The organism is Bradyrhizobium sp. Tv2a-2 (assembly GCF_000472425.1).
In the GTDB taxonomy this organism is placed as follows: domain Bacteria; phylum Pseudomonadota; class Alphaproteobacteria; order Rhizobiales; family Xanthobacteraceae; genus Bradyrhizobium.
Window position 1 is genome coordinate 144179 of sequence record NZ_AXAI01000014.1, and the last position, 17350, is coordinate 161528.

Sequence of the window (17350 nt, forward strand, 5' to 3'; positions counted from 1 at the left end):
CCCAACGCAGCTTTATTCCAATTCAAATGACAAGTGCTCGGCATCACGACCTCGACACGTTGGAACGACCGGCGCTTGCGGTTCAGGACGCCGCCGCGGCCGTCACCGACGTTCGCGCGGCCTGGCAAGGACTTATGGGCAGCCTCATGGATCAGATCAGCGACCCTTCGAAGCTCGAAAGAGAACCGCTCCGCGAACCCGCATCTGCACCCAGACCGCGCCGGCGGTTGGTGCGCGCATTCGCGATAGGCGCAGTTGTGATAGCCGGCGGCCTTTTCGCCTGGCTCGACTACGGACCTAAACGCGGCGGCCAGGCGGTCGCAGCGCCGACGCCAGCCCCGGTCGTGACCGTAAGCCAGCCCCTGCAGCGGGAGGTCGATACGACAGCCGGCTTTCTCGGTCAGTTCTCGGCGGTGAACCGCGTCGAACTGCGCGCCCAGGTTGGCGGCACGTTGACCGAGATCCACTTCCAGGACGGCCAGATCGTTCATAAGGGCGACCTCCTTTTCGTGATCGATCCGAGGCCCTACGAGATCAAGCTCGCGCAGGCGAATGCGGCGGTGCAGACCGCGGAGGCTCGCGTCGCGCTTGCCAACAACCAGCTGACGCGCGCGCAATCGCTCAAGCGCAACGAGTTTGCCACCCAGGAGACGGTCGACCAGCGCACCTCCGACCAGGATTCGTCGCAGGCCGCGGTCGAGGATGCAAAAGCGCGCGTGCGTGACGCCGAGCTCGATCTCGAATATTGCCGCGTGCGGGCCCCTTTCACGGGTCGCATTGGCGCGCGCCAGGTCTCGATCGGCGGCCTGATCGCGGGCAGCCGCGCCGCCACCAGCCCGACCACCCTGCTGACGACGCTGGTCTCGCTCGATCCGCTCTATCTCGACTTCGACATGAGCGAGTCCGATTTTCTCACCTTCTCGCGCGAGCGCGCGCGCGTCGGCGGTCCGCTCGCCAGTAATGTTCTGATCAGCCTTTCCGACGAGAACGGCTTCGCTCGCGAGGGGACGCTCGACTTCATCGACAATGCGCTCGATCGCTCCAGCGGCACCATTCATGCCCGTGCTACCGTTCCCAATGCAGACCTCTTCCTGGCGCCGGGCCAGTTCGCCCGTCTGCGCGTCGCGATCGCACCGCCCGCGCCCGTCTTCCTGCTGCCTGACGCGGCGGTCGTGCCCGATCAGTCCCAGCATCTGGTGATGACGGTCGGCCCCGACTCCGTCGTCAAGCCCAAGATCGTGACAACGGGCGACCTCCGCGGCGGATTGCGGGTGATCCGCTCCGGCCTCGACGTAAACGATCGCGTGGTCATCGACGGTGTCGTGCATGCCATGCCCGGCGCCAAGGTCGCGCCGCAGGACGGCACCATCCACTACGACGCATCGGCCGACGGCCGAGGTTGAAAGCACAAGAGCTGAGACAGCAAGGCCGAGACAGGAACTCCTCCCGTGACACACAGCTTCATCGACCGGCCGATCTTCGCGACCGTGCTGAGCGTCTTCGTGACGCTGATCGGCCTTGGCGCGCTCGCCATCCTGCCGGTCGCGCAATATCCGGAGATCGTGCCGCCCACGGTCCAGATCACGACCGTCTATCCCGGTGCATCCGCGGAGACCGTTTCGCGGACGGTCTCGACGCCCCTCGAGCAGCAGATCAATGGCGTCGAGAACATGCTTTACATGAGCAGCCAGTCCACCGGCGACGGCAAGCTCACCCTCACCGTGACGTTCCGGATCGGCACCGACCTCAACGTCGCGCAGATGCTGACGCAGAACCGCGTGCAGGATGCGCTGCCCCGCTTGCCCGAAGACGTGCAGCGGCTCGGCGTGCAGGTCCGGAAGGCAACGCCCAACATCCTGCTCGCGGTGCATCTCTATTCGCCCGACAGCTCCCGCGACACGCTTTATATCTCCAACTACGCAACGCTGCATGTGAAGGACGTGCTGGCGCGCCTGCCCGGCGTCGGCGATGTGCAGATCTTTGCCGGTCGCGAATATGCCATGCGCATCTGGCTCGACCCTGACAAGGTCGCAGCCCATAACCTGAATGCGAGCGAGGTGCTCGCTGCATTGCAGGCCCAGAACGTCCAGGTTTCGGCTGGTGTGCTGAACCAGCCGCCAGTCGCGTCGAAGCAGGCCTATCAGCTCAACGTGCAGACGCTCGGCCGGCTGTCCACGCCCGAGCAATTCGCCTCCGTCGTGCTGAAGTCGGATGGCGAAGGCCGCGTGACGCGGCTGCGCGACGTCGGGCGGGTCGAGATCGGCGCCGCCGATTACGGCTCGACCGCGTTCATGGACCGCGGCCCCGGCATGCCGCTTCTGATCTTTGCCCAGCCGGGCGCGAATTCGCTCGCCGTCGAGCACGAGGTGCTCGACACCATGCAGACACTGCAAAAAGACTTTCCCCCCGGCCTCGACTACAAGGTCATCTATGATCCGACCATCTTTGTCGGCAAATCGGTCGACGAGGTGATCAAGACGATCTTCGTCGCGATCCTGCTGGTGGTCGGCGTCGTGTTCCTGTTCCTGCAGAGCTGGCGCGCGGCGATCATTCCTGTCATCGCGATCCCGGTCTCGCTGCTCGGTACCTTCACGTTTCTCTATGTGCTCGGTATCTCGCTGAACAATCTGTCGCTGTTCGGCCTTGTGCTGGCAGTCGGCATCGTGGTCGACGACGCCATCGTCGTCGTAGAGAATGTCGAGCGCAATCTCGAGCGCGGCATGACGCCGGTCGAGGCCGCCCATGTCACGATGAACGAGGTCGGCGGCGCGCTGATCTCGATCGCGCTGACGCTCTGTGCGGTGTTTGTGCCGTCGGCGTTCCTGTCCGGCATCACCGGGCAGTTCTTCCGGCAATTCGCCATCACCATCGCCGCCTCGACCTTGATCTCCTGCTTCGTCTCGCTGACCCTGAGCCCTGCCCTCTGTGCGGTGCTGTTCAAGGCTCACGTGCCGGGGCACAAGAAGCAGGCGTCGTGGATCGCACGCATGGTGGAGGTGGGTTTTGACCGCTTCAATTTCGGCTTCAACTGGCTGTCGACCAGCTATGGACGGCTGACGCGGCGGCTGGTCCAGGTGACCGGCGTCGTCCTCGTCGCCTATGCAATGCTGATTGGCGTCGCCGGATTCCAGTTCGCCCGTGCCCCCACCGGCTTCATTCCGGAGCAGGACCAGGGCTATCTGATCACGGTCGTGCAATTGCCACCGGGTGCGACGCTTGAGCGTACGGAGGCAGTGGTCAAGAAGGCGATCGACATCATCATGTCGACGCCAGGCGTCGAGCACGTCGCGCCGTTCGCGGGACTGGATGCGACCACCTTCACCATCGCGTCCAATGCCGGAACGATCTTTTCCGGCCTGCCCTCGCTGTACAATCACGAGGTCAAGGGGCTGACGGCCAACAGCGTGCTGGCCGACCTGCGCAAGCGCCTGTCGGTGATCCAGGAAGCCTATGTGCTGACCATCCCGCCGCCGCCGGTCCAAGGCATCGGCAATGCCGGCGGCTTCAAGATGATGCTGCAGGACCGCGCCGGTCTTGGATCGGAGGCGCTGTCGAAGGCGGCGCAGGCGCTGGTCGCGGCCGCCAACAAGGATCGGAGCTTTGCCGGCGTCTTTACCCTGTTCGGCACGCGCTCGCCATCTGTCTACGCCGACATCGACCGCGAGAAGGCCGAGAAGGTTGGGCTTACGCCGACGGATGTCTTCAACACGCTGCAGGTTTATCTCGGCTCGCAATATGTCAACGACTTCAACTATCTCGGCCGTACTTATGAAGTGATTGCGCAGGCCGACGGCAGCTTCCGTCAGGATCCGCAGGACATCGCGCGGCTCAAAGCGCGCAATACGTCGGGCGAGATGGTGCCGATCGGCACGGTGGCGCAGCTGAGATCGGAGAATGCGCCCTATCGCGTGCCACGCTACGATCTGTTTCCCGCGGCCGAAGTGATGGGAGTAGCTGCGCCGGGCGTTGCGACCGGCACCGCACTGCACCGGATGGAGGAGCTTGCCCGTGAAGTGCTGCCGCAGGGCATCGGCTTCGAGTGGACCGAACTCGCCTTCCAGCAGCAACAGCCGGGAACCTCGTCCCTGCTGGTGTTCGGCGCGGCGGCCTTGTTCGTGTTCCTCGTGCTCGCGGCACAATATGAGAGCTGGAATCTGCCGCTCGCGGTCGTGATGATCGTCCCGATGTGCCTTCTGGCCTCCGTGACGGGATTGTTGATGCGCGGCATGCCCATCGACGTGCTGGCCCAGATCGGCTTCGTCGTGCTGGTGGGCCTTGCCGCCAAGAACGCGATCCTGATCGTGGAGTTCGCGCGGCAGACCGAGGAAAGCGGTGCCACCCCTGTCGAGGCTGCCGTGACTGCGGCACGCACCCGGTTGCGGCCGATCCTGATGACGTCGCTCGCCTTCGTCTTTGGCGTCGCGCCGCTCGTGGTCGCAACCGGCGCCGGCTCGGAGATGCGGCAATCGCTGGGCACGGCGGTCTTCGCCGGCATGCTGGGTGTGACCGGGTTCGGCCTGTTGTTCACGCCGGCCTTCTATACCTTTGTGCGCAGCTTCAGTGGCAAGAAGCCACGGCGGGAGGCAGCCGACGCCGCGCATGCCAAGGTGCCGGAGGTCACCACGTGAGGAGGACAAGGTGCGCATGGCGCTTGGATTGGCGGCTATGCGTTGGTGCTGGGCACGGCGACGCGGGCCCCACTATCGAGCCAATTGATTAGCCGGACGAGGAGATAGGAGACGGTCAAAAGACTGGAAGCTAACTCCCGTCGACCAATAACCCAGGTGCAGGCTGCCACTCAGAATCGCGCGTTGTTGGACAGTCACCGTTCGACTGCAAATATGCGCCATTCGCCGGGAACGCCCTTAAGCGATCGGGTGCCACGGTCGCCGAAGCGCAACGCAGAACCCGCCACCAAATCTTTTACGGTAGAAGATACAAGAACTTCGCTCGCGCCCGCGAGTGCTGCAACGCGCGCACCAATGTGGACCGCGATACCGCCAACATCGTCTTGGCTCATTTCGCATTCGCCGGTGTGCAGTCCCGCCCGGATTTCGATACCGAGCGGCCTGACCTCATCGGCAATTGCGCACGCGCAACGCACCCCGCGGGCTGGTCCATCGAAGGTGGCCAGAATACCATCGCCCGTTGTCTTGATCTCATGCCCGCGAAAGCGATCGAGGTTGCGTCGAATCGCGGCGTGATGAGCGTCAAATAGATCGCGCCAACGGCGGTCGCCGAGTGCAGCCGCTTTCTCGGTCGATCCAACAATGTCGGTAAAGAGAACCGTAGCGAGCACCCGGTCAACGAGGATTGGCGCCCGTGCGCCGGTCAAAAATTCCTCGATCGCATCTGCTATGAGATCGGCGTTGTCGCCAAAAAAGGGAGGGTGGTCGATTCCAGGAAGCTCGACGTAACGAGCGCCGGGGATGTGTTCGGCAAGATAACGCCCCCCTTCTACATTGATAGCTTTGTCCCCGGTCCGGTGGACGACAAGCGTCGGCACCCGGATCGCCGGCAGGACATTGCTGATATCGATTTGACTATTCATGCGCATGAGTTCGGTCGCCGCGGCCGGGCTCGCGCCAAGACGCTCGAACCGGCCCATCCATTGTTTGGCGGCGGGATCGTTAGCAAGGGAAGGAAAAAAGACGGCAATGCTCGCGCCAGAACCCCAGGACTGATCAATGTAGGCAAGGAAGTCTGCCAGCGCCTCCTCTGTCGGCAACCATGATGAAAATTGCGCAAAGCCGCCGTAGAGTATCAGCGCACGGGACCGTGCGGGGTATGTTGCAGCGAACAACGCCGCTAGGGAAGCGCCTTCCGAGGCACCAAGCAGCGCGGCCTGTTCCATATCTGCGGCGTCCATTACTGCCCGCAGGTCGTCCATACGTTGCTCAAGGCCTGGAAGCTCGGGGACCCGATCCGACATACCCGTCCCGCGCTTGTCAAACATTGCCACCCGGGCAAAGGATGCCAGGCGCAACAACCATCGCGTAACTTCGGGATGCTCCCAGTACACCTCGATGTTCGATACAAAATATGGAGCAAGAACCAAATTGATCGGTCCGTCGCCAAACACTTGGTAGGCGATATGCACGTCACCACTCTTTGCGTAGCGAGTGACCGGCTGCATGGTCTCGGTTGCCACATGAACGCAAGCACGTTGTGTCTAGCACAAATTCGCAATTTTCGTGAATGGCCCTCGCGTGCTGATCGATGTGAGTGCATCGATCAGCACGGCTGAAAACGCAAGATATTGACGAGACCCATCGGTTACCCACGAACCGCCGACGCGTGGTCAAAACGACGCCAATGCCAACCTGAGCATTCGGGGCCTCTTCCGAGCGAGCACCCAAGAAACATGAAGCTTTAGTCAGCCATCTTGACCGACCTGCCAGTTCGCGCCCTGACATCTGCGCTCCAAATTCACGCGAGGTAGCCGGACACGCCGTCCCACAACAGCTTCAACGCCGTCACGACCAGCAACCCATAGCAGGCCCGATAAATTTGACGCTGGTCGAGCGCGCCGTGCAGCCGCCAACCCAGCCACACGCCGCCGGGAATGGCGAGCACGCAGACGGCCATCAATTCCCAGACGCCAGCAGTCGGTCTCACCAGCAAGAGCCACGGCACCGCCTTGGTCGCATTCCCCACCGTGAAGAACAGGCTTGTCGTTCCCGCATAGATGTCCTTGCTGAGGCCGAGCGGCAGCAGATACATCGCGAGCGGCGGTCCGCCCGAATGCGCCACCATGGTCGTGATTCCCGAGGCGAGACCGGCACCAATCGCCTTCGGCGTCGAACGCGGCTGGATCGCAACCTCCGCACCTGCGGCAAGCCATAGGCCGACAAAGATCAGGGTGATCATCGCCATCAGGATCGCAATGGCGCGATGGTCGAGGAAGCGGAACACCAGATAGCCGAAGCCGATGCCGATCACGAGCCCCGGCAGGAGCAGCACGAGGTCCGGCTTCGACCATGTCGAGGGCTTCCAGTAGCGCAGCGCGAACAGGTCCATCGCGATAAACAACGGTGCCAGCAGACCGCCGGCGGTGACCGGGTCCATGACGATCGACAACAACGGAATGCCGACGATGGAGAACCCGCCGCCGAACGCTCCCTTCATGAAGCAGATCAGGAAAACGCCGGCAAAGGCGACCAGGATGGTAGCGACCGTCAGCTCCATCACATCCTCCCGCGATTGCGAAGGGTGACGAACCCGTAGACCGCCGCCTTAATCCGGGACCGCTCGAGGCCGATATCCCGCAATGCGCGGTCGTCGAGTTCGCCGAGATTTGCGATGGCAGACCGACGGAAGAAATAGCCCGCAATCCCGTCGCGACCGGCATTGAGCAGTCGGGAAAATCCGCCGGGCTTCTTCGTGATCGCAAATCGGGTGATGGTTGAAAGCGTTAAAAGCCTTACGAACATGACTGGTCTCCAAGGGTTGACCCGAGGCAAAGCGAGGCCGCCGGCGCAAACGCTCGTCGAGCGGGCCGCATGCCGATGACCGCAGAAACCCGCGGTCCCGGTACAATCGGGTTGATACAGACATGATGATCCGGTACATACATCGGTGCAATTAAAACATTGCCCTCGGTGCAATAATGCCGAAGTCCGAATATCTGAAGCTCGCCGACGCGATCGCCGCGGAGATCTCCGACGGTACGCTCAAGCCGGGCCACCGCCTGCCGCCCCAGCGCAACTTTGCCTATGAGCGCAAGATTGCCGTCTCGACGGCGGGTCGCGTCTACGCCGAGCTGTTGCGTCGTGGCCTTGTCGTCGGCGAAGTCGGCCGCGGCACCTTCATTTCCGGCGATGCCAAGCGCGGAGCCGGGGCGCCAAGCGAGCCGCGCGGCATCCGGATCGACCTCGAGTTCAATTACCCGATGCGTCCCGACCAGACCGCGCTGATCGCAAAAAGCCTGGACGGATTGGAAAAACCCGCGGCGCTCGATACCGCATTGAGATGGGCGACCAGCACTGGAACGCCCACGCTCCGAAGCACTGCGGCCGCGCATCTGTCGCTCGGGGCATGGTCGCCCACCCCGGAGCAGCTGGTGTTTGCAGGCAACGGACGGCAGAGCATTGCCGCCGCGCTCGCCGCAGTCGTGCCGACCGGCGGCCGCTGCGGCGTCGAGGCTTTGACCTATCCCTTCATCAAGGGCATCGCCGCCAGGCTTGGCATTTCGCTGGTGCCGCTGGCGATGGACGAGGACGGCGTGAGGCCTGACTTCGTGCAAAAGGCGCACCGTGAAGCCCATCTCTCGGCGATCTACATTCAGCCGGCGATTCAAAATCCTTTGGGTATGACGATGTCCCCGGCGCGGCGGGCCGACATCCTGCGCGTCGTCGAAAAGCTCAACCTTCTGATCATCGAGGACAATGTCTATGGCTTCTTCGACGATCAGCCGCCGCTTGCCGCGCTTGCGCCTGATGCCTGCATCGTCATCGACAGCCTCTCCAAGAGAGTCGCGCCGGGGCTTTCGCTGGGCTTCATCGTGCCTCCGCAGCGGCTGCGTGAAAGTGTGATGGCCTCGGTGCGATCAGGCGGATGGACCGCATTAGGCTATGCTTTTGCGGCCGCGCAGCGGATGATGAGCGACGGCACTGTTGCCGAGCTTACGGCACTAAGACGCAAGGATGCGCGCGCTCGTCAGAAGCTGGCGGTCGGCCGTCTTTCGGGTTTAGAAATCCAGACCAACGAAAAATGCTATCATCTGTGGTTGACGCTGCCGGCGCACTGGCGCTCACAGAGTTTCGTGGCGGCAGCGGCCAGGCGCGACATCGCATTGACGCCCTCAACGGCCTTCGCCGTCACACCTGGCCATGCTCCGAACGCCGTCAGGCTGGCGCTGGCGGCTCCGACCATGGACCAGCTCGATAGCGGCCTTATCACACTGGCGGCGATGCTGAATACCCGGGAGGACGATGTCGATTCAACGGAATGAGCAATGCGCAAACCTTGATTGCAGGATGGAACCGGGCAACTTCTGCCCTTGGCCCTTCCGACATGGAGTTTTGGAGGCCGCTGTTTGCAAAATTCGGCGGCAGCCAACCTGCTCGTCGTGTTCGTAGGCCTGCTATCGGTTCCACGCACGAAGGGACGACCATGCCTTCACACCTTCAGTTGAGATATCTGCGCAACTTCTTGATTATCTCCTGCAGGCCTTTCGCGTATTCCTCGATTACCCGCAGAGCCTCCTCTGAGCGCGAAGCAATGGGCGCTGACGCTTCCTTCTCCGGGTACGCTTGATTGGGCGAGTTCATGGCTAACGGTCCCCGGAGAACCAGAAGGGGGCGTTGAGATAGATCAAACCAATTGCGAGTTCGGCACGAGGAGTGGACTAAGCTGCCTATCCAGGTGCACCCTCTCACTGCCCGAGCGGGCCTAGGGATTTCTGCCCTTGGCAGTAACGTTGGCCCAGCCTCAAGAGCGCTCAGTGAAGACCTCGGCGAGCCCCGAATGGCGCTGATGCGTTAAAGTTTGGATTTGTCCTGTCGGGTCACAGGACGCCACTCGTCAGCCTGAAAACCGTTCTTACGATCCGCCCAATATTTCGCAGGCGGCACGGTGAGCCGGAGTGCGACTTCGCTAGAGCCATCGAAAAGCTCAAGCACATGGCCGCAAATGCGACAGCGAAACACGCCCTGCGTTCCTGGTCGCGTCGTTAGTTCGATGCGACGGTATGCAGCATTGCACTTGGGACAAATGACGTCTGACTTGCGCATAAGCCGCAGGCTAGCATCACTTTCCCCGTAATTCTACGGACAACGCTGCTCCAGCATCGGATTGTCATAGGTCAGAATATTTCGATTGCTAAGCTCGTCCTGCCAACTGCCGGCCGCTGTCGCTGGGCAGGGCAATTGCAAGTGGTTGGCAGGGGCCGCCCAATTTCAGCGCATCCGGCGGCCCCAACTTTCCGTCAGGTACTTCCAAGCGAGACCATATGGCGTGCCTCTCATAAAACACCGTTTGCTACTGCGACGAAATCGTCCTGAAGTACACAGGCGCTTACTTCGCTGCACCAGCGCATAGTGAGCATTGGCGCGCCTCCGTAGGCCCAGCCCAGATGCACTCATTGCTACTGAGAGGCTTTCACGGCTGCCTCCTGGCGAGCGCGCACGGCGATCAATTCGTTCTTGATCTTCGACTGTTCGTCGGTCGTCATCAGCATTTGATGACTTTGGGGCAGATCTTCGACCGGCAAATAAGGCCTTATTTTCGAAGACGTCGACATCTCATCCCGCGCGGACATCAATGATGAGCCGGTGATCGAGGTTGCACAGCCGGCGAGCGAGATTGTCAACAAGAGTGCCACTGTCGCCGCGGCCGCCCTTATCCAAGTGGACCTCATTCATGCGGTATTTCGCGTGCATGAGGGTCAATTGTGACCGTCGGTCACGGAACCAGGGGGATGGTTTAGTTGGAGTAAACAGCCTGCCTTACGCGTTTAACGCCGGAGCCGGCAGGCATGTGTCGCCAGCCGCTGGCGGGCGCTGTTTGCGGGACCGAAGGGCGCGCGCCCTCCGCATTTAGGCCGTGATGTACCGGCTAAAATTGCGGGTTGTTCCCGATTCGACCGGGAGGCCGTTTGATGAAAGCTTTTACTGCCGCATTGATCGCCGTGGCCATCCTTTATCTTGCCGACTCCCAGTACAATGATGGCCGCTACACTCAGGTCTTACAGCAGGCAGTGACGAGCCTGTTGCCTGGCTAGTGGGAGGCGGCGCGCGACCGAAGTCCCGTGCACTCTGTTCTTGCGATGGAGTTTTGAACCGCTTGTCCGCAGGTTTTCCACAAGCATCGGCGGCTCGGCACATAGCCCCCGCCGAAGGTGTGCCGAGCCTAGCCATGCCAGCGCGCTGGCCGATACCGGCCGGCCAACGTCAATCATGTCAGCAATGTGGCCCAGGCCGCTATAGTGTGGTGGCAACAGTGCTCGCGGAAAGATAAGCCGCGGTCCTGTTGCAATCGACGGTGCCGCTTTCCCGCATATCGCCCGTGGCACTTCCGCTCGCCACTCGCCCTAGCGGCGGCGTCGCCGTTGCAATATTAGCAAGTTTCCGAACTCTCTATTCTCGCGCAATGCTCGCCAGTACCTAAGCAGTGATCTTCTCGGCCGACTCTTCCAACAACGCCCCAAGCATTGTGTTGCAGGCTCCCGCGGCGTCCTGGAAAGTGTTGAACGGTGAGCCGATGACCTCGACTGCGCCCGTGCGCGAATAGAGCGGCCGCCACGATGCAAGAAAGCCATGGCACCCGTGGAAGCCGGGACCGCTCGGACTGGCAAACGTGATAACGAATGAAATGTCGGCGCTGCTCGCGCTCCATACGTCCATGTCCGAAACGGCCTGGTGGAATTGCAGAGACATACGCGTCAACTCTACTGATCTTCAACGATAGCCCGCGGAAACGAGTTCCCCCTGGACCTGCACAGGACCCGCAATTTCGGTCCGAGCTTTCGGTTCACGCCTGCCAGCGGCGTCGGATTAAGGCTGTCATCCGCTTCTGAAAACTTCCGATTTCTCGGAGCGCATTGTCCCGCTCCGCGCCAGCAGGAAGGTGTTGCGCCGTGTGCCATAGGCTCGCCTGCAATCGGACAATCTCTTTCAGTCCTTCGACATCGGGTAGTCGTACCGTGCAATCGCTCAATAGTCCGTCCTTCAGAATTGGATCAAAAGCACCAGATTACCGCTCTGGAGCACGAGCAATTAAGCCATATGCAAGTGACAGTTGCACGACAACAGCGCGGGATTGATATGGCCCTATTGCCCCGCACTGATCACGAAACCAGGCGGTAGTGCACAGGGCCGGCGCGGCCTTCTTTCATTCCTGAGCGAATTTGGAGCTTTCAAAAGTATTCGCAATTGGAATCGCGCCTTCGACGACGGTAACCACCGCTGCGAACGTGCCGGACGAGATAATAGTCAGCCGCTCCACTTTTACTTGGACATCTTGCTTTCGAATTTCGCAAGCCGCCAGCGAACGAAATCGTCGGCCCCCGGACCGGCTTGCGGACGAACATCCCGCCGGCGAACAACCTCTCCCGATTTTTCGTCGACAAGGGCAAGCCTGACCGGCCGGCCGCTGTTTCGATTGATAAATCTTAGCGGCGGTCCCTCGTCTCCAGCGATCTGCCACTTGTCACCGACTTGGGCCAATGCCTGGATCACGAGAATCATATCCGCCCCCTTGCCGGTGAGCGCATATTCGTAGCGATCTGGCTTCGTCTGATACAGCCGGCGCTCGATCAGCTCGTTTTCCTCGAGGTGCTTGAGGCGATCGGACAGCGTCGCGTGCGTAACGCCGGTCGATTTCTGCAAGTCATCGTAGCGGCAAAGCCCAAGGCCGAGATCGCGCAAGATCAGCATCGCCCAGCGGTCGCCAACGGCGTCCAGAACGCCGGCAATCGAGCACACCATCCCGTCAAAACTTTTTGATCGCACCGATTCCGTCCTCGCAAACAGCTCTAATCCTTGGAGCAATTTAATTGCTCCGGGGGCCGCACAAAACCATTGTCTATCTTAACTCTTATTATTAGAGTTACAATGGCGAAATCGAAGATGGACGGCACGGCGCAGTCTACGAACTACGAGGAGGAAGCATGAGTGAGGTGGAGAAACGTCACGTCGTGACGCTCGAGATCAACGGCGTGCGCCGCAACGCCGAAGTCGAGCCACGCAAGCTCCTGGTGCACCTGATCCGCGAGGATTTTGGCCTGACCGGCACGCATGTCGGCTGTGACACCTCGCAATGCGGCGCGTGCACGGTAGAACTCGACGGACAGGCGATAAAATCATGCACGGTACTGGCAGTGATGGCTGACGGCGCCTCGATCACGACGATCGAGGGAGTGTCGCCGGTGGCATCGAGGTTAGATGCGGTACAGACCGCGTTTCATGAGCATCACGCACTGCAATGCGGTTTCTGCACGCCGGGCATGGTCATGAGCGTGCGCCAGCTGCTGCGTGATCATCCTGATGCCAATGAGGACGACATCCGCCACGGCATTGCCGGCAATATCTGCCGCTGCACCGGCTATCACAACATCGTCCGTGCGGTCGAATCCCTCGTCGCGAAAGACTGATCGCCATGAACGCTCCGCTGCCTCCTTACGTCGGCCAGCCCGTCAAGCGACGGGAGGATTTCAAATTCCTCACGGGAAAGGGCCGCTATGTCGACGACATCAAGCTCCCCGGCATGCTCTACATGGCCATCGCACGATCGCCCCATGCGCATGCCATCATCAAAAACGTCGACCTCGGCCCGGCCAGAGCCTCGCCAGGCGTTCGCCTTGTGCTCGCGGGCAAAGATCTTGACGGCAGGATCGGCCCGATCGTTCCGAACTGGATCATCCCAGGCTCAAGGGTGCCCTTCCGTCCGGTGATCGCGATCGATCGCGTGCGCTTTGTCGGAGAGTGCGTGGCGCTGGTCGTCGCAGAAACGCTGGCGCAGGCTTACGACGCCGTTGACCTGATTGATGTCGAATATGGGGTGCTGCCCGCAGTCACGGACGAGACGGCCGCCATCCGCGACGACGCACCGCAGCTGCACGAGAACGTGGCCGGCAATGTCACGACCATCTACAGGGTGCGCGGAGGCGACTATGCCAAGGCAGCGCAGGAGGCCGATCAGGTCATTCAACTGCGCATCGCTAACAATCGCCTGATCCCGACCTGCATGGAAACGCGCAGTGTGATCGCCGCGCCAGATCCGGATGATACGTTGACCGTCTACATGCCAAGCCAGGTACCGCACATGCACCGGCGGTGGATCGCCGAGACGGTTGGCATCCCTGAACACCGGCTGCGCGTGGTCGCGCCCGACATTGGCGGCGGCTTCGGGGCCAAGATGCATCTCTATCCGGAGGAGCTGCTTTGTCCTTATCTTGCACGCGAGCTTGGCGTTCCCGTGAAGTGGTGGGAAAGCCGCTCCGAAAGCCACCAATCGACCAGCCACGGCCGCGCGCATACCGAGACGATCGAAGTCGCCATCAGGAATGACGGGACGATCCTCGGCATGAAAGTGGACACGCTCGGCAATGTAGGCGCCTACCTCTCCAACATGGCGACAGGCGGGCCGACCGTGAATACGGTCAATTTCGGCACGGGCAACTACAAAATCGCAAACTACGAGGCGACGTCGCGCATCGTCGTCACCAACACAGTGCCGGTCGATGCCTATCGCGGCTACGGCAGGCCCGAGGGCGCTTACATCGCCGAACGCGCCATCGACGCGGTCGCACGGCATCTGAACATCGACCAGGTCGAGATCAGGCGGAAGAATTTCATTCAGCGCACCGATTTCCCCTACCGCCCATATGGCAGCATGGGAACGATCTATGACACTGGGAACTATGACGGCCTGCTCGAGAAGGCGCTTGCCGCCTTCGACTATGAAGCGCGCTGCACTGAGCGCGAGGCCTTGCGGCGCCATGGCATCTATCGCGGCATCGGCGTCGCCGCCTACACTCACATGTGTGGCATGGCGCCGTCGCGCAGGCTTGCCATGAGCGGCTTTGATCGCGGTGGTTGGGAGAGCGCTCGCGTTGCGATCGATTCCAGCGGCCGCGCCACGGTCTATTCGGGCTCCATGAGCCAGGGCCATGGCCACGTCACCTCGCTGTCGCAGATCGCGGCCGACGTCCTGCAGATCCCGATCGAGAATATCGACGTCATCCAGGGTGACACGCGACAGGTGCAGGCCGGCCACGGCACCTTCAACTCACGCTCGATGGCGGTTGGCGGCTCGAGCCTGCATGTCTGCTCGCAGCAGATCGTCGCGAAAGCGAAGAAGATCGCCGCAGGCATGCTGGAGGTCGACGAGAAGGACGTCGCCTATTCCGCCGGCCAATTCAGCGTGCCCGGCACAGACATCACGCCTCTCTCCTTCGCCAAGGTAGCGCGCATGGCCTATGTCGGCCACAAACTTCCGGATGGAGTCGCTCCCGGCCTCGACGAAACCGTGTTCTACGATCCGACCGGAATGAGCGCGCCGTCCGGTGTGCATCTTGCGTATGTCGAGGTCGACCCCGAGACCGGCATCGTGACCATTCTCGACTATGTCGCGGTCGACGACGTCGGCACGCTGATCAATCCGATGCTGGCGCAGGGCCAGATCCATGGCGGCGTGGTGCAGGGCATCGCGCAGGCGCTTTATGAAGAGGTCAGCTACGATCCCGACAGCGGCCAGCTCCTGACCGGTTCTCTCTTGGACTACGCCGTGCCGCGTGCCGAGCATGTACCGAACATCACGTCCCTGTTCCAGGAAACGCCGTCGCCGACGAATCCGATCGGCGTCAAGGGCATTGGCGAAAGCGGCTCGATCGCGGCTCCGCCGTGCATGGTCCATGCCGTGCTGGATGCGCTTGCGCCATTCGGCATCACCCATCTCGACATGCCACTGACGCCGCCTCGCATCTGGGCGGCGGTGCAACGCGCGCGTAACGGAGCAAACCAATGATCCCCTCCGCTTTCGGCTACGTCCGTGCCAGTTCGCTCGCGAACGCCATTGATCTTCTGCGGCAGGACCCCGAGGGAACAAGGCTCGTTGCCGGTGGCCATACGCTGATCCCGACTCTCAAGCTTCGGCTTGCTTCGCCCGCCCTGCTGGTCGACATCCGCGGTATCGCGGACATGAGGGGGATATCGATCGACGACAAGGCCATCCGGATCGGCGCACTGACTACGCACGCAGAGCTGCTCGCATCCCAGCAACTCAATGACGTGTTTCCGATCTTTCGTCAGACCGCGACGCGGATCGCCGATCCGCAGGTACGCAATCGCGGCACGATCGGAGGCTCGATCGCTAACGCTGATCCCGCGGCCGATTGGCCGGCGGTCGTGATCGCGTTGAATGCCGAGCTCGAAATTGTCGGACCGACCGGCTCTCGACGCGTACCGGCAAAGGACTTCTTCGTGGACATATTTACGACTGTGCTCGAGCCGGCCGAAGTGCTCGCGGCGATCCATCTCCGGCGGCCGACATTGGGCGCGCGATTCATCTACCGGAAGATCCGCCATCCTGCCAGTGGCTATGCGGTGGTCGGCGTCGCGGTCGGGCTGCGCATGGAAGATGGCCTCGTTGCGGAGATGTCAATCGGTGTCACTGGCGCCGCGAGCCATGCCTTTTCAGGGGATGCCGCGACCAGGTTTCTCATGGCCAAGCCACTATCCCACGAGTCGATCGAGGAAGCCGCCAAACTCGTCAGCGAAGCGACAGAATGCCTATCGGATCGCTACGCCTCAGCGGAGTACCGCGCGAGCCTTGTAAGGACGGAAACAAAGCGCGCGTTACTTTCGCTCGCGGCGTGAGGCCACGGTGATGGTGACTAAGCGGACGTTACGTTGGCCTCGAGCCATTTGGTGATGGTGGCTGCGGCATCTCCATAAAAAGTCCGATAAAGATCTTCGGTTACGTAGCCGATGTGAGGCGTCGCCAGGACGTTCTCGAGCTTCCGGAAGGGGTGATCGGGCCGCAGCGGTTCAACGTCGAATACATCAACCGCGGCCCCCGCGATCCGATGCGCCTGCAGCGACTCGATCAGGGCCGTTTCATCGACGATCGGCCCCCGTGATGTATTCACGAACCTCGCCGTCGGCTTCATCAGGGCAAACTCGGGCGCTCCGATCAGGCCTCTAGTGCGACCGCTCAGAACAAGATGGACCGTGACAACATCTGCCTCGCGGAACAGCATCTGCTTGTCGACAAGTGTTGCGCCGGCGGCGCTGGCCTTATCCTCGGTCAGGTTTTGGCTCCAGGCGATTACCTTCATCCCGAACGCCACACCGATGCGCGCAACCTCTCTCCCGATGTTGCCTAACCCAATGACCCCAAGATTTTTGCCCCGCAGGTTTGAACCTAGCCCCATCTGCCAGCCGCCCGCTTTCAGGGAAGCGGCCTCACGGTCGATTCCTCGCATGCTCGCCAGGATCAGCGACCACGTGCACTCGATGGTCGGCGTGGAATCGTAGCCCGTCGCGCTGACGGCGATGCCGAGATCGGTCGCGGCCTGGCTGTCGATGGACGCATTTCGTGGTCCTGTCGAAGCAACCAGCCTCAGGTTCGGTAACTGACGCAGGATTTCCCTTGGAAGCGGCGTGCGCTCACGCATGACGCATACCACATCGAACGGCCGCAGCCGTTCGATCACGGCCGAGTGGTCGGCCACGTGGTCGTTGAACACGGTGATCTCGGCGTGCCGACGGACGCCAGACCAGTCGGCGAGCCGTAGCGCTACGTTCTGGTAATCGTCGAGGATCGCGACCTTCATTGCATCCCTCCGTCAGGTTCGTGGCCAGCCACCATGACCAGTGACCCACTCCAGCATCGAGAGATGCCCTGT

The 17350-nt window shown here is 61.6% G+C and carries 13 protein-coding genes; 7 read left to right on the forward strand and 6 right to left on the reverse strand.

Features of this window, described 5'->3' with window-relative positions; genetic code table 11:
- The first annotated feature begins 257 nt into the window (after positions 1–257).
- Together A3AI_RS0127340 and A3AI_RS0127345 are read left to right on the forward strand one after the other, a co-directional pair.
- The gene (locus A3AI_RS0127340) at positions 258–1403 is read left to right on the forward strand and encodes an efflux RND transporter periplasmic adaptor subunit (protein WP_198030219.1); all 1146 of its coding nucleotides are present in this window, start codon (positions 258–260) and stop codon (positions 1401–1403) included.
- 45 nt (positions 1404–1448) lie between these two features.
- Positions 1449–4628 carry an efflux RND transporter permease subunit gene (locus A3AI_RS0127345; protein ID WP_024518648.1) on the forward strand — a complete coding sequence of 1060 codons (3180 nt, stop codon included), beginning with the start codon at positions 1449–1451 and terminating at the stop codon, positions 4626–4628.
- A 194-nt stretch (positions 4629–4822) separates the two neighbouring features.
- Here the strand turns inward: A3AI_RS0127345 and A3AI_RS0127350 are convergent, their stop codons facing one another.
- The 3 genes from A3AI_RS0127350 to A3AI_RS0127360 all read right to left on the reverse strand — a co-directional run bounded on the left by A3AI_RS0127350 (position 4823) and on the right by A3AI_RS0127360 (position 7433).
- Complete coding sequence (locus tag A3AI_RS0127350) at positions 4823–6100, reverse strand: adenylate/guanylate cyclase domain-containing protein (protein ID WP_349509703.1); 1278 nt, start codon at positions 6098–6100, stop codon at positions 4823–4825.
- 329 nt (positions 6101–6429) lie between these two features.
- Entirely contained in the window at positions 6430–7188 is a 759-nt protein-coding gene (locus A3AI_RS0127355; RefSeq protein ID WP_024518650.1) for a sulfite exporter TauE/SafE family protein, read from the reverse strand.
- Positions 7188–7433, reverse strand: coding sequence for a DUF1127 domain-containing protein (locus A3AI_RS0127360; protein WP_024518651.1), 246 nt, complete (start codon positions 7431–7433; stop codon positions 7188–7190). Before A3AI_RS0127360 ends, A3AI_RS0127355 begins: the two co-directional genes overlap by 1 nt.
- A gap of 176 nt (positions 7434–7609) precedes the next feature.
- Between A3AI_RS0127360 and A3AI_RS0127365 the strand changes: the two genes are divergently transcribed.
- The gene (locus A3AI_RS0127365) at positions 7610–8953 is read left to right on the forward strand and encodes an aminotransferase-like domain-containing protein (protein ID WP_024518652.1); all 1344 of its coding nucleotides are present in this window, start codon (positions 7610–7612) and stop codon (positions 8951–8953) included.
- Between the two features lie 1647 nt (positions 8954–10600).
- The gene (locus tag A3AI_RS50005) at positions 10601–10723 is read left to right on the forward strand and encodes a hypothetical protein (RefSeq protein WP_283807274.1); all 123 of its coding nucleotides are present in this window, start codon (positions 10601–10603) and stop codon (positions 10721–10723) included.
- 382 nt (positions 10724–11105) lie between these two features.
- On the opposite strand, the gene A3AI_RS0127390 is transcribed toward A3AI_RS50005, so the two are convergent.
- Entirely contained in the window at positions 11106–11378 is a 273-nt protein-coding gene (locus A3AI_RS0127390; RefSeq protein ID WP_024518653.1) for a hypothetical protein, read from the reverse strand.
- A 570-nt stretch (positions 11379–11948) separates the two neighbouring features.
- Positions 11949–12452, reverse strand: coding sequence for a winged helix-turn-helix transcriptional regulator (locus tag A3AI_RS0127395; protein ID WP_024518654.1), 504 nt, complete (start codon positions 12450–12452; stop codon positions 11949–11951).
- A 158-nt stretch (positions 12453–12610) separates the two neighbouring features.
- Here A3AI_RS0127395 and A3AI_RS0127400 point away from each other — a divergent pair, with 158 nt between their 5' ends.
- Genes A3AI_RS0127400 through A3AI_RS0127410 form a run of 3 tightly spaced genes read left to right on the forward strand, consistent with a single transcriptional unit; the run spans position 12611 to position 16319 of the window.
- The gene (locus A3AI_RS0127400; RefSeq protein WP_024518655.1) at positions 12611–13093 is read left to right on the forward strand and encodes a (2Fe-2S)-binding protein; all 483 of its coding nucleotides are present in this window, start codon (positions 12611–12613) and stop codon (positions 13091–13093) included.
- Between the two features lie 5 nt (positions 13094–13098).
- Positions 13099–15468, forward strand: a complete 2370-nt coding sequence (locus tag A3AI_RS0127405) for a xanthine dehydrogenase family protein molybdopterin-binding subunit (RefSeq protein WP_024518656.1) — start codon at positions 13099–13101, stop codon at positions 15466–15468.
- Positions 15465–16319 (forward strand): FAD binding domain-containing protein, encoded by an 855-nt coding sequence (locus A3AI_RS0127410; RefSeq protein WP_024518657.1) that lies wholly within the window; start codon positions 15465–15467, stop codon positions 16317–16319. Before A3AI_RS0127405 ends, A3AI_RS0127410 begins: the two co-directional genes overlap by 4 nt.
- Positions 16320–16336: 17 nt before the next feature.
- Here the strand turns inward: A3AI_RS0127410 and A3AI_RS0127415 are convergent, their stop codons facing one another.
- Entirely contained in the window at positions 16337–17278 is a 942-nt protein-coding gene (locus tag A3AI_RS0127415; protein ID WP_024518658.1) for a D-2-hydroxyacid dehydrogenase family protein, read from the reverse strand.
- Positions 17279–17350 lie beyond the last annotated feature (72 nt).

What these genes read in the sequence shown, in the direction of transcription:
- A3AI_RS0127405 (WP_024518656.1), top strand. Translation starts at nt 13,099, where the DNA reads ATGAACGCTCCGCTGCCTCCTTACGTCGGCCAGCCCGTCAAGCGACGG.
- A3AI_RS0127355 (WP_024518650.1), bottom strand. Translation starts at nt 7,188, where the DNA reads ATGGAGCTGACGGTCGCTACCATCCTGGTCGCCTTTGCCGGCGTTTTC.
- A3AI_RS0127400 (WP_024518655.1), top strand. Translation starts at nt 12,611, where the DNA reads ATGAGTGAGGTGGAGAAACGTCACGTCGTGACGCTCGAGATCAACGGC.
- A3AI_RS0127415 (WP_024518658.1), bottom strand. Translation starts at nt 17,278, where the DNA reads ATGAAGGTCGCGATCCTCGACGATTACCAGAACGTAGCGCTACGGCTC.
- A3AI_RS0127410 (WP_024518657.1), top strand. Translation starts at nt 15,465, where the DNA reads ATGATCCCCTCCGCTTTCGGCTACGTCCGTGCCAGTTCGCTCGCGAAC.
- A3AI_RS0127390 (WP_024518653.1), bottom strand. Translation starts at nt 11,378, where the DNA reads ATGTCTCTGCAATTCCACCAGGCCGTTTCGGACATGGACGTATGGAGC.
- A3AI_RS0127360 (WP_024518651.1), bottom strand. Translation starts at nt 7,433, where the DNA reads ATGTTCGTAAGGCTTTTAACGCTTTCAACCATCACCCGATTTGCGATC.
- A3AI_RS50005 (WP_283807274.1), top strand. Translation starts at nt 10,601, where the DNA reads ATGAAAGCTTTTACTGCCGCATTGATCGCCGTGGCCATCCTTTATCTT.
- A3AI_RS0127365 (WP_024518652.1), top strand. Translation starts at nt 7,610, where the DNA reads ATGCCGAAGTCCGAATATCTGAAGCTCGCCGACGCGATCGCCGCGGAG.